The organism is Micromonospora sp. R311 (assembly GCF_056780015.1).
In genome coordinates, this window is the sequence record NZ_JBSWCE010000016.1 from 33,380 (window position 1) to 57,356 (window position 23,977).

At 74.2% G+C, this 23,977-nt stretch carries 19 protein-coding genes; 13 read left to right on the plus strand and 6 right to left on the minus strand.

Features of this window, described 5'->3' with window-relative positions:
* Position 1 precedes the first annotated feature (1 nt).
* Entirely contained in the window at positions 2 to 1,048 is a 1,047-nt protein-coding gene (locus AC1WTP_RS15415; RefSeq protein ID WP_481649940.1) for a hypothetical protein, read from the minus strand.
* A 593-nt stretch (positions 1,049 to 1,641) separates the two neighbouring features.
* Here AC1WTP_RS15415 and AC1WTP_RS15420 point away from each other — a divergent pair.
* Positions 1,642 to 3,420, plus strand: a complete 1,779-nt coding sequence (locus AC1WTP_RS15420) for a glycoside hydrolase family 6 protein (RefSeq protein WP_481649941.1) — start codon at positions 1,642 to 1,644, stop codon at positions 3,418 to 3,420.
* A gap of 123 nt (positions 3,421 to 3,543) precedes the next feature.
* Here AC1WTP_RS15420 and AC1WTP_RS15425 read toward each other — a convergent pair whose 3' ends face one another.
* The 3 genes from AC1WTP_RS15425 to AC1WTP_RS15435 form a co-directional block, all read right to left on the minus strand.
* A complete protein-coding gene (locus tag AC1WTP_RS15425; protein WP_481649942.1) occupies positions 3,544 to 3,924 on the minus strand; it encodes a hypothetical protein in 381 nt (126 codons plus the stop codon).
* A 172-nt stretch (positions 3,925 to 4,096) separates the two neighbouring features.
* Positions 4,097 to 5,038: a hypothetical protein gene (locus AC1WTP_RS15430; protein WP_481649943.1), complete on the minus strand. Its 942-nt coding sequence runs from the start codon at positions 5,036 to 5,038 to the stop codon at positions 4,097 to 4,099.
* A 10-nt stretch (positions 5,039 to 5,048) separates the two neighbouring features.
* Positions 5,049 to 5,642, minus strand: coding sequence for a hypothetical protein (locus tag AC1WTP_RS15435; protein ID WP_481649944.1), 594 nt, complete (start codon positions 5,640 to 5,642; stop codon positions 5,049 to 5,051).
* A 299-nt stretch (positions 5,643 to 5,941) separates the two neighbouring features.
* Between AC1WTP_RS15435 and AC1WTP_RS15440 the strand changes: the two genes are divergently transcribed.
* From AC1WTP_RS15440 to AC1WTP_RS15475, 8 genes are all read left to right on the plus strand, one after another.
* On the plus strand, positions 5,942 to 7,432 hold the full coding sequence (locus tag AC1WTP_RS15440; RefSeq protein ID WP_481649945.1) for a catalase: 1,491 nt from the start codon (positions 5,942 to 5,944) through the stop codon (positions 7,430 to 7,432).
* A gap of 217 nt (positions 7,433 to 7,649) precedes the next feature.
* Positions 7,650 to 10,406, plus strand: a complete 2,757-nt coding sequence (locus AC1WTP_RS15445; RefSeq protein ID WP_481649946.1) for a sensor histidine kinase — start codon at positions 7,650 to 7,652, stop codon at positions 10,404 to 10,406.
* Positions 10,403 to 10,828 carry a roadblock/LC7 domain-containing protein gene (locus tag AC1WTP_RS15450; protein ID WP_481650044.1) on the plus strand — a complete coding sequence of 142 codons (426 nt, stop codon included), beginning with the start codon at positions 10,403 to 10,405 and terminating at the stop codon, positions 10,826 to 10,828. The genes AC1WTP_RS15445 and AC1WTP_RS15450 overlap by 4 nt, the downstream gene beginning before the upstream one ends.
* Positions 10,818 to 11,210: a DUF742 domain-containing protein gene (locus tag AC1WTP_RS15455; RefSeq protein ID WP_481649947.1), complete on the plus strand. Its 393-nt coding sequence runs from the start codon at positions 10,818 to 10,820 to the stop codon at positions 11,208 to 11,210. The genes AC1WTP_RS15450 and AC1WTP_RS15455 overlap by 11 nt, the downstream gene beginning before the upstream one ends.
* A complete protein-coding gene (locus AC1WTP_RS15460) occupies positions 11,191 to 11,787 on the plus strand; it encodes a GTP-binding protein (protein ID WP_447137867.1) in 597 nt (198 codons plus the stop codon). The genes AC1WTP_RS15455 and AC1WTP_RS15460 overlap by 20 nt, the downstream gene beginning before the upstream one ends.
* A 125-nt stretch (positions 11,788 to 11,912) precedes the next feature.
* On the plus strand, positions 11,913 to 12,947 hold the full coding sequence (locus AC1WTP_RS15465; protein WP_481649948.1) for a lactonase family protein: 1,035 nt from the start codon (positions 11,913 to 11,915) through the stop codon (positions 12,945 to 12,947).
* Between the two features lie 142 nt (positions 12,948 to 13,089).
* Positions 13,090 to 14,847, plus strand: a complete 1,758-nt coding sequence (locus tag AC1WTP_RS15470; protein WP_481649949.1) for a VWA domain-containing protein — start codon at positions 13,090 to 13,092, stop codon at positions 14,845 to 14,847.
* Between the two features lie 219 nt (positions 14,848 to 15,066).
* Entirely contained in the window at positions 15,067 to 16,551 is a 1,485-nt protein-coding gene (locus tag AC1WTP_RS15475) for a sugar transferase (protein WP_481649950.1), read from the plus strand.
* Positions 16,552 to 16,567: 16 nt separating this feature from the next.
* On the opposite strand, the gene AC1WTP_RS15480 is transcribed toward AC1WTP_RS15475, so the two are convergent.
* A complete protein-coding gene (locus tag AC1WTP_RS15480) occupies positions 16,568 to 17,698 on the minus strand; it encodes a PP2C family protein-serine/threonine phosphatase (protein ID WP_481649951.1) in 1,131 nt (376 codons plus the stop codon).
* A 96-nt stretch (positions 17,699 to 17,794) separates the two neighbouring features.
* On the opposite strand from AC1WTP_RS15480, the gene AC1WTP_RS15485 reads away from it, so the two are divergent.
* The gene (locus tag AC1WTP_RS15485) at positions 17,795 to 18,331 is read left to right on the plus strand and encodes a MarR family winged helix-turn-helix transcriptional regulator (protein ID WP_481649952.1); all 537 of its coding nucleotides are present in this window, start codon (positions 17,795 to 17,797) and stop codon (positions 18,329 to 18,331) included.
* 121 nt (positions 18,332 to 18,452) lie between these two features.
* Here AC1WTP_RS15485 and AC1WTP_RS15490 read toward each other — a convergent pair whose 3' ends face one another.
* Positions 18,453 to 19,718: an ROK family protein gene (locus AC1WTP_RS15490; protein WP_481649953.1), complete on the minus strand. Its 1,266-nt coding sequence runs from the start codon at positions 19,716 to 19,718 to the stop codon at positions 18,453 to 18,455.
* Between the two features lie 48 nt (positions 19,719 to 19,766).
* On the opposite strand from AC1WTP_RS15490, the gene xylA reads away from it, so the two are divergent.
* Genes xylA through AC1WTP_RS15505 form a run of 3 tightly spaced genes read left to right on the plus strand, consistent with a single transcriptional unit; the run spans position 19,767 to position 23,953 of the window.
* Positions 19,767 to 20,954 (plus strand): xylose isomerase, encoded by a 1,188-nt coding sequence (gene xylA, locus AC1WTP_RS15495; RefSeq protein WP_481649954.1) that lies wholly within the window; start codon positions 19,767 to 19,769, stop codon positions 20,952 to 20,954.
* A gap of 11 nt (positions 20,955 to 20,965) precedes the next feature.
* A complete protein-coding gene (locus tag AC1WTP_RS15500; protein WP_481649955.1) occupies positions 20,966 to 22,471 on the plus strand; it encodes a xylulokinase in 1,506 nt (501 codons plus the stop codon).
* A 57-nt stretch (positions 22,472 to 22,528) separates the two neighbouring features.
* Positions 22,529 to 23,953, plus strand: a complete 1,425-nt coding sequence (locus tag AC1WTP_RS15505; RefSeq protein WP_481649956.1) for an MFS transporter — start codon at positions 22,529 to 22,531, stop codon at positions 23,951 to 23,953.
* Positions 23,954 to 23,977 lie beyond the last annotated feature (24 nt).

Genomic DNA, 23,977 nt, shown 5'->3' on the forward strand with positions numbered 1-23,977 from the left:
GTCAGGCGAAGGACTCATCGGTCCGACGACGACGCAGCAGCACGATGCCGCCCAGGGCGGAGGCGCCGATCAGGCTCGCCCCCGCGGCGGCCAGCTCGCGGTCGGCACCGCCGGCGCCACCGTCACCGCCGTCGACCCCACCGCGCGGCAGGACGACCAGCTCGCCCTTGCCGCAGGAGCCCTCGAGCTTGTAGCGGCCCGGCTTGGCGTCCTTGTCGACCTTGGCCTCGCCGTAGTAGACGAAGTCCCGCTTGTGCTCCCAGCGGTCCTTGTCCTTGTCCTTGTCGTGGTCACGGCCCTTGTCGTGGTCACGGCCCTTGTCGTGGTCACGGTCCTTCTCGTCCGACCAGCCGTTCTCGTGGCCGTTGCGGTCGTCCTTCTTCGAGCCGTACTCGTCCGAGCCGTACCCGTTGTGGTCCTTCTTGTCGTCGTGGCGCTCGTCCTCGCGGCCCTCACGGTCCTTCCAGTCGTGGTTGCCGTCCTGGCCGTGCTCGTCGCCCTTCCAGTCCTTGTGGTCCCCGTCGCGGCCGGAGTCCGCGGCGCCGCCGCCCTGGCCGTACCCGCCGTGCTCGTCCTTGCCGTTGTGGTCCTTGCCCTTGTCCTCGTGGTCCTTGCCCTTGTCGTGCTCGTCCTTGCCGTTGTGGTCCTTGCCCTTGTCGTGCTCGTCCTTGCCGTTGTGGTCCTTGCCCTTGTCGTGCTCGTCCTTGCCGTTGTGGTCCTTGCCCTTGTCGTGGTCCCCGCGGCCGTCGTGGTCCTTGCCGTCGTGGTCCTTGCGCTTGTCCTCGTGGTCCTTGCCCCGGTCGTCGACCTCCTTGAGCTTGACCTTGCCGGTCACCTTGGACCAGACGAAGGCGTGCTTCTGCGGCTCTTCGCAGACCTGGAGGAGCTTGACCTCTTCGCCGGCCTTCACGACGTGGGGCTTGGCGAAGACCTTGCCCTCCTCGTCGTGCCGGTCGTCGGCGAACGCGGCCCCGGGTGCGAACACCAGCAGGGACGCGCCACCGAGGGCGGCACCCGCAACGACCTTCCCGAGCATCTTGTTAGCCATGACCTGCGTCACTCCATCCCCTGTTGTCCTCAGCTCGGCCACATCCGAGCTACGACCGACGTTAGACCGTTTCACGACCTATGAAGGGAAAGATTCGTGTTTAAGAGTTTCAGCAGGCTACGGCCACTAGGAGTGGTACGCGGCTTTACGACCGTCGGGTGCCGGCTGGTGGACCGTCGAGGGGTTGCCGACCGGTGGTGCCGCAGTGGCCGGCCCGCACCGACCTGGGTCACTCGGCGGGATCGTCCGGGTAGCGGACGTCCTGCGAGCGTTGGGCCACGACGCGTGCGCCGCCGGAACGGGGGCGGCGGGGCGGATATCGAGGCATTGCCATGGAAGCGCTCCCATGCAAGAATCGGCGCACGCGGTTCGGGGAGCCACACCGCGCAGGCAGGAGTCGAGGGCACCGGTCCGCCGGACGACCTCCCGCCCCGGCCGGCCGTCGCCGGCCGTCGCACCACCACCACCGCCCGTCCGGGTCGGGCACCCCCGAAGAATCCCGTTGGCGCCGGCGGCCGTCCGCGCAGGACGCCCATCGGGCCACCGTTGCCGGGCCGTTCGCGGGTCCGGTCTCGCCCAAGGAGATCAGTGGCATGAACGTGTGGAGAAGGATGTCCGGTCCACGCCGGGCCCTCGCGCTCGCCGGCGCGGGCACCCTGGTCGCGGGCGGGCTGGTGACGCTTCCGGTCACCGTCGCCCACGCCGCGACCCAGTGCGCGGTGACGTACACGACCAACGACTGGCCGGGCGGATTCACCGCCACCGTCAACATCAGGAACATCGGTGACGCGCTCAACGGGTGGACGCTGGGCTTCACCTTCCCGGACAGCGGCCAGCGCGTGCAGCAGGGCTGGTCGGCCCGGTGGACCCAGTCCGGCCAGAACGTGACCGCGCAGAACGAGTCGTACAACGGCTCCCTGGCCAGCGGAGCCACCGTCAGCATCGGCTTCAACGGGGCCTGGAGCGGCAGCAACCCGAAGCCCACCTCGTTCACCCTGAACGGGGTGACCTGCAACGGCGGCACCAACCCGACCACGCCGCCACCGACCACCACGCCACCGCCCACCACGCCACCACCCACCACGCCGCCGCCGACCACCCCGCCGCCCGGCACGAAGGTGGACAACCCGTACCTGAACGCCCGGGGCTACGTGAACCCGGAATGGAAGGCCAAGGCCGAGTCCGTGGCCGGCGGCAGCCGGGTCTCCAACAACCCGACCGCGGTCTGGCTGGACCGGATCGCCGCCATCAACGGCACCCCGGACAGCAGCTCCAACGGTGCCATGGGGGTGCGGAACCACCTGGACGAGGCGCTGCGCCAGGGCGCCAACTACATCCAGTTCGTGATCTACAACCTGCCCGGCCGGGACTGCGCGGCGCTCGCCTCCAACGGTGAGCTGGGCCCCGACGAGCTGCCCAGGTACAAGGCCGAGTACATCGACCCGATCGCGGCGATCCAGGGCGACCCGAAGTACGCCAGCCTGCGGATCATCAACATCATCGAGATCGACTCACTGCCTAACCTGGTGACCAACACCTCCGGCCAGCCCGGCGGCACCACGATGTGCGACACGGTCAAGGCCAACGGCGCGTACGTCAACGGTGTCGGCTACGCGCTGGCCAAGCTCGGGGCGGTCCGCAACGTCTACAACTACATCGACGCCGCGCACCACGGTTGGATCGGCTGGGACAGCAACTTCGGCCCGACCGCCGACATCCTGAAGAGCGCCGCGGTCGCCTCCGGCAGCACGGTGGCGAACGTGCACGGCTTCATCGTGAACACGGCCAACTACTCGGCGCTGCGCGAGCCGTACGTCAAGGTCACCGACACGGTGAACGGGCAGACGGTGCGGCAGTCCACGTGGATCGACTGGAACCAGTACGTCGACGAGCTGTCCTTCGCCCAGGCCTTCCGCAACAAGCTGGTCCAGGTCGGCTTCGACAGCAACATCGGCATGTTGATCGACACCTCCCGCAACGGCTGGGGCGGCTCCGCCCGACCCACCGGTCCGGGCCCGATGACCAGCGTCAACGACTACGTCAACGGCGGCCGGGTCGACCGCCGGATCCACGCCGGCAACTGGTGCAACCAGGCCGGGGCCGGTCTGGGCGAGCGCCCGAAGGCCGCGCCGGAGCCCGGCATCGACGCGTACGTCTGGGTGAAGCCGCCGGGTGAGTCGGACGGCTCCAGCCGGGAGATCCCGAACAACGAGGGCAAGGGCTTCGACCGGATGTGCGACCCGACCTACACCGGCAACCCCCGCAACGGCAACAACCCCACCGGGGCCCTGCCGGACGCGCCGATCTCCGGCGCCTGGTTCCCCGCGCAGTTCACGCAGCTCATGCAGAACGCGTACCCGCCGCTCTCCTGAGCCGACGCCCACCCGCCGCTGGCAGTAGGTGAGGCACTCCAGCGGCAGGTTCCCCGGGCCCCCGGCCCGACCGCGCACCGGTCGGGCCGGGGGCCCCTCGCGCGGGCCGGCGGGCGCGCCCGGTCAGGGCACCGTCCTCTCGATCGCGGCCTGGCCCAGCTCCGCCAGGTCGCGCCGGGCCCGTTCGAGGTTCTCCGGGGTCAGGTCCTGGCCCCGGGCCATCACCAGGTCCTCCGGATCCCACGGCTGCTCGCCACCGGTGCGGATGTTGTCCGGGGCGGCACCGGTGCCGGTCCCGGTGGCGCCGGTGCCGGCCGCGTACGGGTCACCGATCAGGTTCTCGCCCGCGCTCCGCTCCCCGCGTTCGCCGGGGCTGGCGAAGGCCGGATTGTCCCGGTCTGCGCCGCCGCCGGTCATCAGCTGCGGGACGCCGGTGTCGTCCTCCACCGCCGCGGCCACCTCGGGGCTCTCCTCCAGCGGTCGGTCACGGTCACGGTCCGTCATGTCGCTGCCCTCCTGTCCCCAGGCGCGTTCCCTGATCCCCCTGGCCTACCCCGGGACGCGGGCGGCATGCCCGCCGTCGGGCGGTCGTCCGGCCCGGGCGGGCGGTATGTCCGGCGCTGGGCGTTCGCCAGACCCCAGGGCGCGGCGAACCCGGGGGCGCCCGTCGCGACGGTCAGCGGCCCAGGACCCGGTCCAGGAAGTCGCGGTACTGGCGCACCGCCACCCGCAACTGCTCGGTGTCCACCGATCCGGCGTCCTGCCAGGCGCCGAGCCGGCTCTTCTGCGCCGACAGCGCCGAGGCGAGGGCCTGGATGGCCTCGTCGACCAGCGCCTGCGCCTCGCCGGTGGCCGCCCGCGGGTCGTCCACGAAGCGCAGTTGGACATCGCGCCAGCGGTCCCGGAACCGCTGCGCGACGTCCGGCTCGAAGAGGGTGGCCGGCTCGGCCGGCACGGTGGTGGCCGGCCGGACGCCGGTCGCGGGTCCGGCCTCCGGGTGCGCGGTGTCCGGGTCGACCATGGCCGGGGTCGCGCTGCCGTACCCGGCCGCCCCGGCCGCGTCCGGTTTCCCGGCCCAGTCCGTCAGGTCCGCCCGGCGCTCCGGGCCGCCCTCGGTGGCGTCCGGCGGCAGCACCGTCCGGCCGCCGGACGGCGGCTCGGGATCGCCGCCGGGCCGCTGCTCCGCGGCGCCGCGCGGCACGTGGAACTCGGCCGTCGGATCGGCCCGTCGCCCCTCGCGCGGACCGTCGGCGGCCCCGTCGCCGGGTCGGGCGGTCCACTCCGTCCGGGGGTCCGGCTCGTCCTCGGGACGGGGGCTGGCCAGCGCGGACGCGGCGACCGCGCCGCCGACGCTGGTGGCGCCGAACGCGGTGGGCACCGGGCCCGGCTCGTGGAACTCGGTCCGCTCGTCGTCCGCCGCGCCGGCCCGCCGGTCGGCGGCGCCGCCGCCGTCGCGCTCGCCGGCGACCCTCGGGTCGTCGAAGGTGCCCCGGTCCTCGAGCACGTCCTCCGGCACGTCGGCCCGGTCGGCCCGGTCCTCCGGCGGCGGAACCGGCACCGGCGCCGACCGGACGGCCTCCGGCTGCTCCTTGCTCACCTGCTGCTCTTCGTGGCGCATGGTGATCTCCTCAGCGGTTCGTGACGTCGTGCGGGGTGTCCGGGTGTCGCTGCTGCGGTGGCCGGGGCGCGACGGGTTCCTCGCCGAGCAGGTCGGCGAAGAGGGCCCGGTAGTGCACCACCGCCTGGCGCAGCTCCTCGGTGCTGGCCTCGCCCCGGGTGTTGCGCAGGTGGATCTCGTGCGCGTCCCGGTACTGGGTGAGCGTCCGGGCGTGCTCGACGGAGAGGTGGGCGATCTGGTCGGAGAAGTCCCCGGTGGGGTAGCCGCGCTCGGCGATGAGCCGGGTGAGAAGTTCGTCCGCGTCACCCACCGTCTCGCCGGGCGAGTCGACGAACCGGACCTGGAGCTCCTCCCAGGCGGCCGCGTACCGGGCCCGGGACTCGGGGGAGAGCGGGGTGAGCGTGAGCTCGGCGTGCCGGCGCTCCCGGTCCCGCAGCTCCCGCTCGGCGGCGCTGCGGTTGTCCCGCTCGGCGACCACCCGGTCGTACTCCGGCCCGAAGCGTTGCCGCAGCGACCGGCGCCGTGCGGCCACCAGGGTGACCGCGACCAGCACCACGATCACCAGGACGACGAGGACTGTGACGATTACCTGCGTGGGCGACATGGCCTCCTCCTTCGCCCGGTGGTATTCCCTCGGCTCGCTGATCGCCAATCCCGTTGCGCGGCACTTTCCTGACCGATCCGGCGAACGGTCCCCGAACTGCCGGCATGACGCGTCACACAGAGTCACCGCGAGCCAAAACTTGACTCATTCCAGAAAACGCGATTGGGTGGGTGATGCCGGTCGACCCCGGGCCGCCGCCTTCGCGGTGGCGTCCACCGAGGTGACGTACCGGGGCCGCTGCCCGACTGCCAGCCGTAACGCCCCGCGAGGCATGCCGCAACACGATCAGGAGGAGAGCGATGAGCGACCCCCAGGCCAGCAAGCCGACCCTCACCACCCGGCAGGGTCACCCCGTGCACAACAACCAGCAGCAGCGCACGGTCGGTTCGCGCGGCCCGGCGACGCTGGAGAACTACCACTTCCTGGAGAAGATCAGCCACTTCGACCGGGAGCGCGTCCCGGAGCGGGTCGTGCACGCCCGCGGCTTCGTCGCGCACGGCGAGTTCGAGGCGTACGGGACCATCGGCGACGAGCCGGCTGCCAGGTACACCCGGGCCAAGCTCTTCCAGACCAGGGGCAAGAAGACCCCGGTCACCATCCGGTTCTCCACCGTCATCGGCGGTCGGGACTCCTCGGAGGCGGCCCGCGACCCGCGCGGGTTCGCGGTGAAGTTCCGCACCGAGGACGGCAACTGGGACATGGTGGGCAACAACCTCCAGGTCTTCTTCATCCGGGACGCGATCAAGTTCCCGGACGTGATCCACGCGCTGAAGCCGGACCCGGTCACCTTCCGCCAGGAGCCGAACCGGATCTTCGACTTCATGTCCAACACGCCCGAGTCGATGCACATGCTGACCTGGCTCTTCTCCCCGTACGGCATCCCCCGGAACTACCGGACGATGCGCGGCTCCGGGGTGAACACCTACCGCTTCGTCAACGCCGAGGGCGAGGGCGTGCTGGTCAAGTTCCACTGGCTCTCCCAGCAGGGCGAGCACAACCTCACCCAGGACGAGGCGAACGCCATCCAGGCCACCGACCTGGGCCACGCCTCCAAGGACCTCTACGAGGCGATCGAGCGCGGCGAGTACCCGCAGTGGGAGCTCAACGTGCAGATCATGAGTGACGACGAGCACCCGGAGCTGGACTTCGACCCGCTCGACGACACCAAGATCTGGCCCGAGGAGGACTTCCCCTACCTGCCGGTCGGCATGATGACGCTCAACCGCAACATCACCGACCACCACAACGAGAACGAGCAGATCGCCTTCGGCACCGGCGTGCTGGTCGACGGGATCGACTTCTCCGACGACAAGATGCTGGTCGGGCGGACCTTCTCCTACTCGGACACCCAGCGCTACCGGGTCGGCCCGAACTACCTCCAGCTGCCGGTCAACCGGCCGCGCGAGGACGTGCCGGTCAGCACCAACCAGGGCGGTGGCCAGATGTCGTACGGGGTGGACAACCGGGGCGCCAACCCGCACATCAACTTCGAGCCGTCCTCGGTCGCCGGCCTCCGGGAGGCCGACGAGTCCTACCGGGAGTACCGCCCGTTCGTCTCCGGCCCGATCATGAAGGCCCCGATCGAGCGGCAGAACAACTACGCCCAGGCCGGTCGCCGCTACCGCGAGATGGCCGACTGGGAGCGGGACGACCTGATCCTCAACCTGGTCACCAACCTGGCGCAGTGCGACAAGCACATCCAGGAGAAGATGGTCTGGCACTTCAGCCAGTGCGACGAGGACTACGGCCGGCGGGTCGCCGAAGGGCTCGGCCTCTCCGGCAACGCCTGATCCCTGCCAGCTCACGAGCGCCCCGCCGGCCGACCGGCGGGGCGCTCGTCGTCCGTCCGGGTCCACGGTGGAGGGCGCGACGGACGGTAGTGCATCGGGCGCAGATTACGTATCCTGCCGAGGGCGCCCTGCCGGCGCCGCGGCCGGGCTCCGGCCGGTCGGGAGCCACCCGGTCGGCGTGGTTGCCGCTGCTGCCATCTTTCCGGGCGAGGTCTGATTGAACACCCGCGACTGGCCGATCCGGTCCAAGCTGACCGCGCTGGTCGTCGTTCCGGTCACCGCCCTGCTGGCGCTCTGGATCTTCGCCACCACGCTCACCTTCGGGCCCGCCCTCGACCTGCTGGCCGCCCGCACCCTCCTCTACGACCTGGGCCGCCCGGGCGAGGCGGTGGTGGCCGAGTTGCAGCGGGAGCGCCGGCTCTCGGTGGTCCAGCTCGCCGGGCCCACGCCGCTGCCGGCGCTGGCCGAGCAGCGGGCGCGCACCGACCGGGCGCTGGCCGAGCTGCGCCGCCGGATCGCCGGCGACGACCTGCGCGACGCCGCCGGCGACCACCTGGACACCCGACTGGACCAGTTGGTCACCGCCCTGGACGCGGTGCCGGTCGGGCGCGGGTTCATCGACCGGCGGGAGGTGGACCGGGTCGGCGCGCTCAACCTCTACAGCGGGATGATCTCGTCGGCCTTCCAGACCTTCGCCGCCATGGCGACCCTGCCCGACCAGGAGCTCAACCGGCAGGCGCTGGCCGTCACCGCGCTCGGTCGCGCCCGGGAGCTGCTCGGCCAGGCCGACGCGCTGCTGGCCGGGGCGCTGGCCGCCGGCCGGTTCGCCGAGGGGGAGCACACCCAGCTGGTGCAGACCATCGGCAACCAGCGGTTCCTGGCCGAGACCGCGGTGGCCGACCTGCCCGACGCCGACCGCGCCGGCTACCAGCGGCTCACCGAGCAGGAGGCGTTCGGCCGGCTGCGCGCCATGCAGGACACCCTGGTGGCGGCGGACCGGTCCGACCGGCCACCGGTCGACGGGCCGGCGTGGCAGGCCAGCTACGAGGCCGTCCAGCAGGCGCTGCGGGACTTCGAGCTGGCCCAGGCCGACGGCCTGGCCGAGCGGTCGGTGCCGCTGGCGGTGCGGGTCCTGGTCCGGCTCGCCGCCGCCGGCCTGCTCGGCCTGACCGCCGTCGTGGTCGCGATCGTGGTGGCGCTGCGGGTCGGCCGGTCCCTCGCGCAACGGCTCACCGGCGTACGCACGGCCGCCCTGGAGATGGCCGAACACCGGCTGCCGGACGTGGTGGCCCGGCTGCGCCGGGGCGAGCAGGTCGACGTGGCCCGGGAGGCGCCCCCGCTGGAGTACGGCGCGGACGAGATCGGCCAGGTCGGGCGGGCCTTCACCGAGGTGCAGCGGACGGCGGTGCGGGCCGCGGTGGACGAGGTCACCCTGCGCCGCGGGCTCAACGAGGTCTTCCTCAACATCGCCCGGCGCAGCCAGGGGCTGGTGCACCGGCAGCTCGCCCTGCTCGACCGGATGGAACGGCACACCGAGGACCCGGACGAGCTGGCCGAGCTGTTCCGGGTCGACCACCTTGCCACCCGGCTGCGCCGGCACGCCGAGGACCTGGTCATCCTGGCCGGCGCGGCGCCCGGCCGGGGCTGGCGCAACCCGGTCGCCATGGTCGACCTGATCCGCGGCGCGATCTCCGAGGTCGAGTCGTACGACCGGGTCGACATCACCACCGTGCAGTCCGCCGGCGCCCTGGGGCGGGCGGTCGGCGACGTGATCCACCTGCTTGCCGAGCTGATCGAGAACGCCACCGCCTTCTCCTCGCCGGACACCCGGGTCGAGGTCGCCGGGGAGCACGTGGCCAACGGCTACGCCATCGAGATCACCGACCGGGGACTGGGCATGTCGGCCGCGGCGATCGAGGAGGCGAACCGGCGGCTGGCCCGCTCGCCCGAGTTCGAGCCCAGCGAGACGGCCCGGCTCGGCCTGTTCGTGGTGGCCCGGCTCGCCGCCCGGCACGGGGTCCGGGTGCGGTTGCGCCCGGCCGACCCCGCCGGGCTGACCGCCGTGGTGCTCCTCCCCGCCGACCTGGTCACCGCCGAGCCGTCCCCGCTGCCGGGGCCGGCCGACGCGGAGCCGGCGCCGGTCGGGGCGACGCCGGGGCGACGCCGGATGGACCGGGCCAACCGGTTGGCCGGCCTGCCCCGTCCGCGTACCGCCCGGACGACCCGACCCCGTCCGCCGGCGGTCGCGCCCGGCGGCGCGCCGGCCGATCCGGCCGACCCCGCCGGACCGCTCGCCGGCCCGGCTCCGGCCGCGCCGGCGGGGGAGATCGACGGGCTGCCCCGGCGGGTACGTCGCCGGCCGGCCCGCCCGGCGGTGCGGGCGGGGGGCGCTGCCCGGCCACCGGCGGGTGCGTCGCCCACCGGCCCGGCGGCTGCGGCGCCGTCCCCGCCGACGGCGTCCGGGGACCACCCGGCGGTGGACGCTCCGGTTCCGCGGCAGCCGGCCCTGGACGGTCCGACCCTGCGGCAGCCGGTGATCGAGACGCCGAGGTCCCGGACTCCGGAGGAAGCGCGCCGGTTCATGTCGGCGTTGCAGGCCGGCACCGCCCGGGGCCGCCGGGCGGCGACCGAGGGCGGCGACCCGGGCCGCGGTACGACCGCACCCTCCGCCGGATCGACCGGCGGTGCGGCCGAGCCCGCCGGTGCTGCGGCCGGTCCGGCCGACCTCGCCGAGCCCGCCCGGCCGGCCGGCGACGCCGCGCCGCCCGCCGCGCCGCCCGCCGGGCCGGCCGGTGGTGCGGCCGAGCCGGTCGGCGCCTCGGCCGCGCCGGCTGACGTCGCCGGGCCCGCCGGTGCTGCCGCCGAGGCCGGCGGCGCTGCGGCCGAGGCCGGCGGCGCTGCGGCCGGTGACGCCGCCCGGCCCGCCGGGTCGGCGGCCACCGAACCCCTGACCGCGACTGAGAGGGACGCCTGATGCTGCAGCCGACGAGGCAGAGTGCCGATCTCGACTGGTTGCTCGACGAGTTGGTGGACCGGGTGCCGCCCGCCCGCGAGGCGGTGGTGCTGTCGGCGGACGGGCTGCTGCTCGGCTCTTCCGCCGGCCTGGACCGGGCGGACGCCGAGCACCTGTGCGCGCTGGCCTCCGGCCTGTCCAGCCTGGCCCGGGGGGCGAGCCGGCACGTGGCGGGCGGGCCGGTCCGGCAGACCGTGGTGGAGATGGAGTCCGCGTACCTGCTCGTCACCGCGGCCGGGCAGGGCGCCTGCCTGGCCGTGGTCAGCGAGGCGGACGCCGACATCGGCCTGGTGGCGTACGAGATGGCGATGCTGGTGACCCGGGTGGGCGAGAACCTGACCGCCCCGGCCCGGTCGGCGGCGGGTGCGGCTGATGCGGACTGAGTCGCCCGGGCCGCAGCACGAGTGGCTGGACGACGACGCCGGCCCCGTCGTACGCCCCTACACCCTCACCGGCGGGCGGGTCCGCTCCGCCGCCGACGGCTTCGACCTGGTCGCGTACGTGCTGGCCGAGCCCGGTGCCGACGTCGACGCCCATCCGGAACTGCAACCGGAGCACCGCCGCCTGGTCGAGCTGGCCGGCCGGCCGGTGCCGGTGGCGGAGCTGGCGGCCGACCTCGACCTCGCGGTCGGCGTGGTCCGGGTGCTGCTCGGCGATCTCCTGGCCCGGGGAATGGTCGCCGTGCACCAGCCGCCGCGCACCACCACGTACCTGCCCGACGACGACATCCTCAAGGCGGTGGTCAGTGGACTCCGTGCGCTATGACGGTGAGCGGGCCCGGATCCCGCTCGCCCTGAAGATCCTCATCGCCGGGGGCTTCGGAGCCGGCAAGACGACGCTGGTCAGCGCGCTGAGCGAGGTACGGCCGCTGCAGACCGAGGAGGTGCTGACCGGCGCCGGGATCGGCACCGACGACATCTCGGGGGTGGAGACCAAGTCGACCACCACCGTGGCGATGGACTTCGGCCGGATCACCATCAACGAGGACCTCCAGGTCTACCTCTTCGGCACGCCGGGCCAGGACCGCTTCTGGTTTCTCTGGGACGAGCTGGCCTTCGGCGCGCTCGGCGCGGTGGTGCTCGCCGACACCCGGCGGCTGGCCGACTGCTTCCCGTCGATCGACTACTTCGAGCAGCGCGGGATCCCGTTCGTGGTCGGGGTGAACTGCTTCGACGGCTCCCGCCGGTTCAGCCTGGAGACCGTACGCCAGGCCCTCGACCTGGACCCCGAGGTGCCGCTGGTGCTCTGCGACGCCCGGGACCGGCAGTCCGCCAAGCTCGTGCTGATCGCGCTGGTCGAGCACGTGGCCCGGCAGCGCGGCGAGCCGGTGCCCGCGGCCTGACCCGGCGGGCCGACCGGACCGCCCGGCCCGGGCCGGAACCGGGCGGGTCGAATCAGGGCTAAGGGTCCGGCATTCCGGGAAGCCTCTGGTTGGATCGACGCAGGAGCGGGCGGAGGGTGGATCCGGTGACAGGTCAGGACACGATCGTCCACATCGGCGGCTACACGGAGCACAGCGGCGGCCGGGCCACGGGCATCGTGGCGGCCCGGCGGGACCCGGACTCCGGCGCGCTCACCCCGCTGGGCACGGTCGCGGTCACCGCGTCGCCGTCCTTCCTGGTCCGGCATCCGGCCCTGCCCGTGCTCTACGCCGTCAACGAGCTGCCCACCGGTGAGGTCAGCGCCTGGCGGGTGGAACCCGACGGCGGGCTGAGCTCGCTCGGCTGCCGGCTCAGCGGCGGCACCGAGCCCTGCCACCTGGCGGTCGCCCCGGACGGCCGGCACCTGTTCGTGGCGAACTACGGCGACGGCAGCGTGTCGGTGCTGCCGCTGGACCCGCAGGGGGTGCCGGGCGAGCGCACCGACCTGGTGCAGCACCAGGGGCACGGCCCGGACCCGGAGCGCCAGGACCGGGCGCACGCCCACATGGTGTCGCCGGATCCGGGGCGGGGGCCGCTGCTCGCGGTCGACCTGGGCACCGACTCGGTCTACCGGTACGACCTGGACGCCGCCACCGGGCGGCTGGTGCCCCGGGCGCCCCGGGTGCGTACCCACGCCGGGGCCGGCCCCCGGCACCTGGCCCGGCATCCGGACGGCCGGCGCTGCTACCTGGTGGGCGAGCTGGACGCCTCGGTCACCAGCTACGAGCTGATCGGCGGCGCGCTGCACCAGCGGGCCCGGACCGAGGCCAGCGAGCGGGCCGGGCACGTGCAGCCGTCGGAGGTCGCGGTCGGGCCGGACGGGCGCTTCCTGTACGTCGCCAACCGGGGGGTGGGCACGGTCGCGGTCTTCTCCCTCGCCGGCGAGGTGCCGGAGCCGGTCGCCGAGGTGGACACCGGCGGGGAGTGGCCGCGGCACTTCGCGCTGGCCGGTGCGCACCTCTACGTGGCCGACGAGCGGGCCGACATGATCCGGGTGTTCCGGGTCGATCCGACCACCGGCGTGCCGAGCCCCGTGGGCGAGCCGGTGCCGGTGCCGAGCCCCACCTGCGTCCTGCCCTGAGCCACCGGAAACCCTGACGCGGCAACGCCTTGAGGCTGACCCATCACTCAGAGTCGCAAAAAGGTGATCAACTGTTTCTCCTCCGTAACTTTCGTCCGAACGGTTATGGCAGTACCCCCTTGAAATACGCAAGATGGTCTGCGTGTCAGCAGGCCGCCATCGCATGCGTTCAAACCTCACCGGAGCCGTCGCCGCAGCAGCGGTCGGCGTCCTCGTCGTCACCGGGGGAGGTTGGTTCGGCTATCGGCAGCTCGCCGGGCCGGACTGCTCGGGCAGGATCGAGCTCTCCGTCGCGGTGGCGTCCGAGCTCGCCCCCGCCGTCGGCGGCGCCGCCGACAAGTGGGTCGCGGACGGGGCGGCGGTCGGTGGCACCTGCATCGCGGTGACGGTGTCGGCGTCCGACCCGGTCGAGGTGGCCGCCACGGTGGCCGCCAAGCACGGCGCGGTGCTGGCCGGCGTCGGCCAGGCCAGCGGCACCGCGGTCAGTCCGGACGTCTGGATCCCGGATTCCTCCACCTGGCTGGCCCGACTGCAGGACGGCGGCGCGGCCGCCTTCGACCCGGCCAACGGCGCGTCCATCGCGCGCAGCCCGGTGGTCGTGGCGATGCCCGAGCCGATCGCCTCCCGACTGGGCTGGCCGGAGAAGAAGCTGTCCTGGAACAACCTGCTCGCCCAGTTGAAGAGTGACCGGCCGCTGAACACCGGGATCGTCGAGCCCACGACCGACGCCGCCGGGCTCTCCGGGCTGCTCTCGCTGACCGCCGCGGCCGCGGCCGCCGGGGGACCGGACGCGCAGCGGGACACCGTCGGCGCGCTGCGCGCGCTGGCCAACAGCCGCTCGAAACTCCGCCAGGACCTGCTCGCCCGGTTCCCGACCTCCGCGGACCCGACGGCGATCGCCAGCGGCCTCGGCGCCGCGCCGCTCTCCGAAGAGGACGTGATCGCCTACAACAGCAGGAAGCCGCCGGTCCCGCTGGCCGCGCTCTACCTGGAGCCGGCGCCGATGCCGCTGGACTACCCGTACGCGGTGCTGCCCGGCATCGAGCCGGCCAAGGCCGCCGCGGCCCGGGTGCTCTTCGAGGTGCTCACCACGCCCGGCTTCCGCGACCGGCTGGCGGCGCAGTCGCTGCGCGGCCCGGACGGCAACTGGGGCCAGGGCTTCGCCGCTCCGGCGGGCGCGCCCAGCCCGGCCGGTGGCGCGTCGGCGCCCCCGGCCACGGGCGGCAGCGCCGCCGGCGGGCTCGACGCGGCCGCGATCGGCAACGCCGTCTCCAGCTGGTCGATCGCCACCCAGTCCGGTCGGATGCTGGCCGTCATCGACGTCTCCGGCTCGATGAAGGCCGAGGTGCCCAGCGCCGGCAACGCCACCCGGCAGCAGGTCACCGTCGAGGCGGCGCGCCGCGGTCTGACCCTCTTCGACGACTCCTGGTCGATCGGGCTCTGGACCTTCTCCACCAACCTGGACGGTGCCCGCGACTACCGGCAACTGGTCCCCATCGGCCGGCTGTCGAACACGCGGGGACAGCTCGAGCAGTCGCTCAGCGGCATCCGGTCCTCGAAGGGCGACACCGGCCTCTACGACACGATGCTCGCGGCTTACAAGGAAGTCCAGGAGCGCTGGGAGCCGGGTCGGGTGAACTCGATCGTGCTCTTCACCGACGGCAAGAACGAGGACGCCAACGGCATCTCCCAGCAGAAGCTGCTCTCCGAGCTCGACAAGGTCAAGGACCCGGAGCGCCCGATCCAGGTCGTGATCATCGGCATCGGCAACGACGTCAGCAAGGCCGAGCTGGAATCCATCACGAAGGTCACCGGCGGCGGCGCGTTCGTCACCGAGGACCCGACCAAGATCGGCGAGATCTTCCTCAAGGCCATCGCGCTGCGCAAGGCGCCCGGCTGACCCGTCCGACAGCCTGAAAAAGGGCCCGTCGTACCGCTGGATCCGGTACGCCGGGCCCTTTTCCGTCCGCGGCCGGTCGGGAAAAGTGACGGCAATACGTCGGAAGCAATCGGCCACCATAGTTGTCGGGGCAGGATGTCGTCGTGCTCCCGGCACCGCCGGTCCCGCGATCCGGGCCGGCCGCGACCGGGGCCGTCGGCGAGCGAAGTGGGAGGGCCGGTGACCTCGGCGACGCTGTTGACCCCCGCCCGGACGCCGTCGCGACCGGACGGCCCGCCGTCCGGCCTGGTGGCCCGCGCCGACGAGCGGGCCTACGCCCGGGTCCTGGTGGTGCTCGACACCACCATCCTGACCGTCGCCGTGCTGGTCGGCTACGTCGCCCGGTTCGGCGAGGAGACCCCGAGCGGGTCCAAGATCCCGTACGTGCTGGTGGCGCCCGGGCTGGTGCTCGCCTGGCTGGTCTCGCTCAAGGCGCTGGGCTGCTACGACGACCGGGTGCTCGGCTACGGCGCGGACGAGTACCGGCGGGTCAGCGCGGCCAGCCTGCGGTTGGCCGGCGGGATCGCGATCGCCGGCTACATCGCCGACGTCGGCGTCTCCCGTGGCTTCCTCGCCATCTCCTTCGGGGTGGGCACGCTCGGGCTCGAGGTGGCCCGGTTCGCCGCCCGCAAGCGACTGCACCGCGCCCGGTCCCGGGGTGCCGGTTGGTCGCGCAAGGTGCTGGTGGTCGGCGACACCGCGCACGTGCTGGAGCTGGTGCACACGCTGCGCCGCGAGCCGTACGCCGGCTACCAGGTGGTCGGCGCCTGCATCCCGGACGCGTTGCTGGCCCCGGTCGCGCAGCGGCTGGGCGACGTGCCGGTGGTCGGCTCGTTGCGGGGCATCCCGGAGGCGGCCACCGCGATCGGCGCGGACACCGTCGCGGTCACCGCCTCCGGCGAGTTGACCGCCACCCGGCTGCGCCGACTGGGGTGGCAGCTGGAGGGCACCGGCGTCGACCTGGTGGTCGCCCCGGCGCTGACCGACGTGGCCGGCCCGCGCATCCACACCCGGCCGGTGGCCGGGCTGCCGCTGATCCACGTCGAGGCGCCCGAGTTCCGGGGCGCCCGGAAGCTGGTCAAGGGTTTCGTCGACCGGGCCGCCGCCTCGCTGGCCGTGGCGCTGCTGCTGCCGCTGCTGGCGGTCATCGCGCTGACCATCCGGCTGGACAGCCGGGGGCCGGTGCTGTTCCGGCAGACCCGGGTCGGCCTGGGCGGCCGGGAGTTCGGCGTGTTCAAGTTCCGCACCATGGTGGTGAACGCGGACGCGCTGCGGGCCGAGCTGGCCGCCCGGAACGAGACCGACGGGCTGATGTTCAAAATCCGCGACGACCCCCGGGTCACCCGGATCGGCCGGCTGCTGCGCAAGTGGTCCCTGGACGAGCTGCCGCAGCTGGTCAACGTCCTGCTGGGGCAGATGAGCCTGGTCGGCCCCCGCCCGCCGCTGCCCTCCGAGGTGGCCCGCTACGACGGCGACGTGGCCCGGCGGCTGCTGGTCAAGCCCGGCATGACCGGGCTCTGGCAGGTCAGCGGCCGGTCCGACCTGAGCTGGGAGGACGGCATCCGGCTGGACCTCTACTACGTGGAGAACTGGTCGCTCGCGGCGGACCTGACGATCCTGTGGAAGACCTTCGGCGCGGTGCTGCGCGGGCGCGGCGCATACTGAACGCCCCGGCGGCGGGTCACGGCTGCGGGCCGGTCCAGTCCAGGCAGACCACCACGGCGTCGTCCACCAGGTCGCCGGCCACGAACGCCCGCAGGTCGCCGATGAGCGAGCGGACCGCGTCCAGCGGCTCCATCGGGCCGGTCCGGCGCAGGAACCGGTCCAGCGCGGTCTCGCCGTACCGGAGGTCCTGCCCGGTCGCGTCGATCACCCCGTCGCTGACCACGAAGAGCCGGTCCCCGCGGCGCAGCTGCAGGTACTGCTCCCGGTAGTCGGTCGCCTCGAACATGCCGAGCGGGAACTGCTCCTCCAGCGGCTGCTCGGTCACCTCGCCGTCGCGGACCAGCACCAGCCGGGGCGAGCCGGCGTCGACCACCGTGACCACCCCGGTCCGCAGGTCCAGCTGCATCAGCAGGACGGCCAGGTACTGGTTGCCCCGGTGCAGGTCGTAGATGGCCTGGTCGGCCAGTGCGGCCTGGTCGGCCAGGCCCAGCCCGGCCCGCCGGGCGTTGCGCAGCGCGTGGGTGGCGAGGGTGGTGAGCATCGCCGCGTCGACGCCCTCACCGGAGCCGTTGATGGTCGCCAGCCAGACCCGGTCGCCGTCGTCGGACCAGTCGAAGCTGTCGCCGCGCACCGCGTACGCCGGCTCCAGCTGCCCGGCCAGGCTGAACGCGGGGCGGGTGCGGCTGCGGCCGGGCAGCATGTCCCACTGCATCTCGGCGGCGAGGGTGAGCCGCCGGCTGCGCCGGGCGGTCCGGTACACGTCCGTGCCCGCCGAGACGGCGGCCAGCTCGTGGGCCAGCGCGGTGGCGATCTCGGTCAGCTCGTCGAGCGCCGCCGGGTCGTCCGGCACCGGGGTGACCCGCAGCACCCCGCGCCGTTCCCCGCGCATCGACACCGGCAGGTAGCCGACCTGGTCGACGACGACCGGCGTCTGGTGGTCGAAGCAGCGCCACGCCGGATGCCCCGGCCCGGTGACCGGTTCCCCGTCGTGCAGCGGCAGCAGCGTGGCGAGCCGGTAGTCGACCTGGAGCAGCTCGGTGCCGGTGACGCCGTACGACCCGGCGAGCACGGCGGCGACCCGGTCCACCAGCAGGTCGGCGGGCGACTCGACGAGGGTGCGCCGTGCCTGGTTGACCGGTTCGCTCATCGTCGCTCCTATCACAAGCCCAAAGACCAGCCGAGGCGGAGTAGTCTCGGGCCCACCATGGCGGAACTGCACGGTCCACCGGGACCCGACACGAGTATGGCTGCCGAGCTGGACGCGGCGGCCGGTGCCCTGCTGACCGTGTGGGAGGCTTCGCGCGAACGGACGACGAGCCGGATCTCCGGGGCGCAGCTGCGTGCCGTGATGGTGGTCGAGCAGCAGGACGGGATCAATCTGCGCCGGCTCGCCACCGGCCTCGACATGCTGCTCTCCTCGGCCAGCCGGCTCTGCGACCGGCTGGTCGCCGCCGGCCTGCTGGAGCGCGAGCCCGGCCGGTTCGACCGCCGGGAGATCTCGCTGCACCTCACCCCGGAGGCCCGCCGGCTCCTCGCCGAGCTGCGGGACGACCGCCGGCAGCAGCTCGCCGCGATCCTCGCGGACATGACGCCGGCCGGCCGGCAGGCGCTGCTGGCCGGGATGCGGGAGTTCGACGAGGCGGCCCGCCGGCGGGACGCCTCGGTCCGCTCCGTCGAGCCGGTCGGGCCCTGGCCGCCCGGGGCCGGCACGGCCGAGCAGGCGCTCGGGGCGCCGCCGGAGTGGCCGGCGGACGAGCAGTCGGTGGCCCGGACGGCCTGACCGCCGGCCCCCGACCCGGGCGCGCCGGCCCCGCCGCTCACCGAACAGCTCGCCGCCCGCCGGCGCCCGTCGAAACCGGCCGGCCGTACCAGGACCACGGCGCCGGCAGCGGGTCGCGCGATCAGCTCGCCCGGGCCAGCCAGCCGCCGGGGCGCTCGACGATCCGGCGTACCACCGAGCCGGCCGCGCCGACCGCCGCGGCGGCCGCGCCGAGCGTCGCCGGGCGGACGGTGACCGGCGACCAGGCGGCGGTCAGCACCCGCCCGGAGATCTCGGCGAGCACCGGCGGGCACAGCCAGCGGGCCAGCGGGGCGTATCCGCCACCGAGCACCACCGTGTCCAGGTCCAGCAGGTTCACCACGGCCGCGACCGCCACGCCGAGGGCGGTGCCGGCCTCGTGCAGGGCGCGCAGGGCGGCCGGCTCGCCGGCCCCGGCCAGCTCCGCCAGCCGGGCTGCCGCGGTGTCCGCCGGCAGGTCGGCCCCGGCCAGTCCGGCCGCGGCGAGGACGGCCTCCTGGCCGGCGTACCGCTCCAGGCAGCCGCGGCCGCCGCACCGGCACGGCCGGCCCTCGGGGCGGACCGGGATGTGACCGATCTCGCCGCTCCAGCCGCGCGCGCCCCGGAAGAGGTCGCCGTCCAGCACGATGCCGGCGCCGATGCCGACCTCGCCGGAGATGTGCAGGAAACTGGCCGGCCCGGGCGGCCCGGCGTGCAGCTCGCCGAGCGCGGCCAGGTTGGCCTCGTTGTCGACGACCAGCGCCGGCACGCCCTCGATCCGCTCGGTGAGCGGCGGGTGGCCGGCGAGCAGCGCGGGAACCGGCACGTCCCGCCAGCCGAGGTTCGGCGCGAGGCGGACCAGCCCGGCGTCGTCCACCAGGCCGGGCACGGCGAGCGCCGCGCCGGCCAGGGTGAGTCCCTGGTCGGCGGCGTCGGCCCGGGCCCGGGCGGCCAGCTCGACCAGCCGGGCGAGAGTCTCGGCGGGGGAGACCGGCCGCAGGTCGGCCCGGCGCACGGTGTGGTGCCGCACCCGGCCGCCGAGGTCGACCACGCAGGCGGCCAGGTAGTCGACGTTGACCTCGAGGCCGAGCCCGGCCGGGCCGTCGTCGGCGAGCACCAGGCCGCGGGCCGGCCGGCCCGCGCCGGTACGCGGTGTCGGCTCCGCCTCGGCGACCAACCGCCCGTTGACCAGGTCCTCCACCACGGCGGAGACGGTGGCCCGGGTGAGCCCGGTCTCAGCGGCCAGCTCGGCCCGGGACGGCGGGCGCTCGGCGGCGGCGATCCGGCCCAGCACCACGGCGAGGTTCAGCTCGCGCAGGCTGCCCTGCCGGACCGCCGCGGCGGGAGTGTCGGGTCGGCGCACCCCTTGACACTGCCACAGGTGCGGCATTTAATTCAACCACTGAACAAATAGCGGACGATACCCCGGAGGTCTGCCATGGCACCCCGTCCCACCCCTGCCGACAAGTTCTCCTTCGGCCTCTGGACGGTGGGCTGGCAGGCCCGCGACCCGTTCGGCGACGCCACCCGGCCGGAGCTCGACCCGGTCGAGGCGGTGCACCGGCTCGCCGAGCTCGGCGCGTACGGGATCACCTTCCACGACGACGACCTGGTGCCGTTCGGGGCCGACCCGGCCAGCCGCGACCAGCACATCGCCCGGTTCCGCAAGGCCCTCGACGAGACCGGCCTGGTGGTGCCGATGGTGACCACCAACCTCTTCACCCACCCGGTGTTCAAGGACGGCGGCTTCACCAGCAACGACCGCGACGTCCGGCGCTACGCGCTGCGCAAGGTGCTGCGCAACGTCGACCTCGCCGCCGAGCTGGGCGCCCGCACGTTCGTCATGTGGGGCGGCCGGGAGGGCGCCGAGTACGACGTGGCCAAGGACGTCCGGGCCGCGCTGGACCGCTACCGCGAGGCCGTCGACCTGCTCACCCAGTACGTCCTCGATCGCGGCTACGACCTGCGCTTCGCGCTCGAGCCCAAGCCGAACGAGCCGCGTGGCGACATCCTGCTGCCCACCGTCGGGCACGCGCTCGCCTTCATCTCCACCCTCGCCCACCCGGAGCTGGTCGGCCTCAACCCCGAGGTGGGGCACGAGCAGATGGCCGGCCTGAACTTCGCCCACGGCATCGCCCAGGCGCTCTGGCAGGGCAAGCTGTTCCACATCGACCTCAACGGCCAGCGCGGCGTGAAGTACGACCAGGACCTGGTCTTCGGCCACGGTGACCTGCTCAACGCGTTCGCCCTGGTCGACCTGCTGGAGAACGGCGGCCCGGGCGGCGCGCCCGCCTACGAGGGCCCCCGGCACTTCGACTACAAGCCGTCGCGCACCGAGGACTTCGCCGGGGTCTGGGCCTCGGCCGAGGCGAACATGCGGACGTACCTGCTGCTCAGGGAGCGGGCCGCGGCGTTCCGCGCCGACCCGGAGGTGGCCGAGGCGCTGGCCGCGGCGAAGGTCGCCGAGCTGAGCACCCCGACGCTCGCCCCCGGCGAGACGTACGCCGACCTGCTCGCCGACCGGTCCGCCTTCGAGGAGCTGGACGTCGACGCGGTGGCCGCCCGGGGCTTCGGCTTCGTCCGGCTCAACCAGCTCGCCGTCGAGCACCTGCTCGGCGCCCGCTGAGGCGGCCGGCCGTGACCCTCGTCGCCGGAGTGGACTCCTCCACCCAGTCCTGCAAGGTGGTCGTCCGGGACGCGGAGACCGGCGTCCTGCTCCGGCAGGGTCGGGCGCCGCACCCGGACGGCACCGAGGTCGACCCGGAGGCCTGGTGGCGTGCCCTGGGCACGGCCGTCGAGGCGGCCGGCGGGCTGTCCGACGTCGCGGCGGTCTCCGTCGCCGGCCAGCAGCACGGCATGGTCTGCCTCGACGACGAGGGGCGGGTCACCCGGCCGGCCCTGCTGTGGAACGACACCCGGTCGGCCGGCGCCGCCGCCGACCTGGTGGCGGAGGCCGGCGGCGGGGAGGCGGGCCGGCGGTTCTGGGCCGAGGCGGTGGGCAGCGTGCCGGTGGCCAGCTTCACCGTCACCAAGCTCCGGTGGCTCGCCACCCACGAGCCCACCGAGCGGGTGGCCGCGGTCTGCCTGCCGCACGACTGGCTGACCTGGCGGCTGGCCGGCGCGCCCGGGCTGGCCGCGCTGCGCACCGACCGCGGTGACGCCAGCGGCACCGGCTACTGGTCCCCGGCCACCGGGGAATACCGGCTCGACCTGCTGGAGCGGGCCTTCGGCCGGCGGCTGCACGTGCCGACCGTGCTCGGGCCGGCGGAGCGGGCGGGCGTCCTGCACCCCGCGGCGTTCCGGGAACCGCTCGCCAACCTGGCCGAGGCGCCGTCCGGCCTGCCCTGGCCGCCCGGCCCCGGCCGGCCGTGGACCGGTGACGGCCCGCTGCTCGGCCCCGGAACCGGGGACAACGCCGCCGCCGCCCTCGGCGTCGGGGCCGGCCCGGGTGACGTCGTGGTCTCGATCGGCACCTCCGGGACGGTGTTCAGCGTCGCCGACGCCCCGGCCGCCGACAGCACCGGGATCGTCGCCGGCTTCGCCGACGCCACCGGCCGCTACCTGCCGCTGGTCTGCACGCTCAACGCGGCCCGGGTGCTCGACGCCGCCGCCGCGATGCTCCGGGTCGGCCTGGACGAGCTGGCCGACCTGGCGCTCTCCGCCCCGGCCGGCGCCGACGGGTTGGTCATGGTCCCCTACCTGGAGGGCGAGCGGACCCCGAACCGGCCGCTGGCCACCGGTGCGGTGCACGGGCTGACCCTGCGCACCTCGACTCCGGCCCACCTGGCCCGGGCGGCCGTCGAGGGGATGCTCTGCGCGCTCGCCGACGGGCTGGACGCGCTGACCGCGCAGGGCGCCACCGTCCGCCGGGTGATCCTGGTCGGCGGCGGGGCGCGCTCGGCGGCCGTGTGCCGGATCGCCCCGCAGGTGCTCGGCGTCCCGGTGGTCGTCCCGCCGGCGGGGGAGTACGTCGCCGACGGCGCGGCCCGCCAGGCCGCCTGGGTCGCCCTGGGCGGCGCGACGCCGCCCGCCTGGTCGCTGGGCGGCACCGAGGAGTACGCCGCCGACCCGGTCCCCGCCATCCGCGAGCGGTACGCCGCCGCCCGCGACCACTTCCTCGACCGGCCCGACGTCGAGGGGTGAGTGAGCGGCACGCGCGCCTTCACCCGCTCGTGACCTGATCCTGGTTGGCTGCCGCACATGACCTTGACCAGCGGTGGGCCGACGCGGGCCTGGGGCGGTACGGCCGCGCACCGGTTCTACAGCGTGCTGGTCTTCGTGCTGCTCGCCTCGCTGGACAACGTGGCGATCGGCCTGGTGCCCCCGCTGTACGGGTCGATCGCCGACGCGTTCGACGTGCCCGAGCGGCTGCTCGGCCTGGTCACCGCGGTGAGCTTCCTGGCCAGCGCGGTGGCCGCGGTGGCCTGGGCGTACGTCGGCGACCGCGCCAACCGGAAGTCGCTGCTCATGGTCGGCACGCTGATCTGGGCGCTCGGCACCGGCGGCAGCGCGGTCGCCGGGAACTACCCCGCCTTCCTGGCCGCGCAACTGCTCGCCGCGGTCGGCCTCGGCGCGGTCGGTTCGGTCGGCTTCTCGGTGGTCACCGACCTGATCTCACCCCGTCGCCGAGGGCTGGTGATGAGCTTCTGGGGGCTCTCCCAGGGCGTCGGCACGCTGGCCGGCACGCTGGTCGGTGGGCTGCTCGGGGCCACCGACTGGCGGCGGCCGTTCCTGGTGCTGACCGTGGTCGGGCTGGCCGCCACCGCGGCCTACCTGTTCACCTACGACATCCGGCGCGGCCAGAGCCAGCCGGAGCTGGCCGACGCGCTGGCCTCCGGCGCCGAGTACGACTACCGGATCAGCCGCGCCGACCTGCCCCGGATCCTCGGCCGGCGGACCAACCGCTGGCTGATCCTGCAGGGCCTCACCGCGCAGGCGGCCTTCGGCTCGCTGGTCTGGCTGCCGGTGCTGTTCACCGAACGGGCCGAGGCGCAGGGTTACACCGCCGGGACGGCGGTGGTGGTGGGCAGCGTCTTCGCCACCCTGTTCCAGCTCGGCGGGGTGTTCTCCATCGTCGGCGGGCTGGCCGGCGACGCGCTGCACCGGCGTACGCCCCGGGGCCGGGCCCTGGTCGCGGCGGTCGGCATCCTCGCGGCGCTGCCGTTCTACCTGGTGCTCTTCTTCGTGCCGATCCGCATCGACGTGCCCGACGGCGCCGCCAACGGCGCGGTGGTGCGGGCGGTGCTGGCGAGCGTGGTCACCGAGCCGACCGTCGGGCTGAGCCTGCTCACCGCGGTGCTGGCGCTGGCGCTGACCTCGGCCAACTCGCCGAACTGGTTCGCGCTGATCGCCGACGTCAACCCGCCCGAGCACCGGGGCACCGTCTACAGCCTCGGCAACCTGGTCAACGGGGTGGGCCGGGCCGGTGGTAACTACCTGGTCGGGGTGGCCTTCCACGGGCTGCGGGCGGCGTTCCCGCCGCCCCTGAACTACGCCGTCGGGCTGGCCGCGTTCCAGCTCTTCTTCATCCCGACCGGGATCATGTACTGGCTGGCGTCGCGGACCTCGCCGAAGGACATCGCCGACGTGCACGAGCTGCTGACCACCCGCGCCGAACGGTTGTAGAGCCGGCCGGCCGGTGAGGTCGCG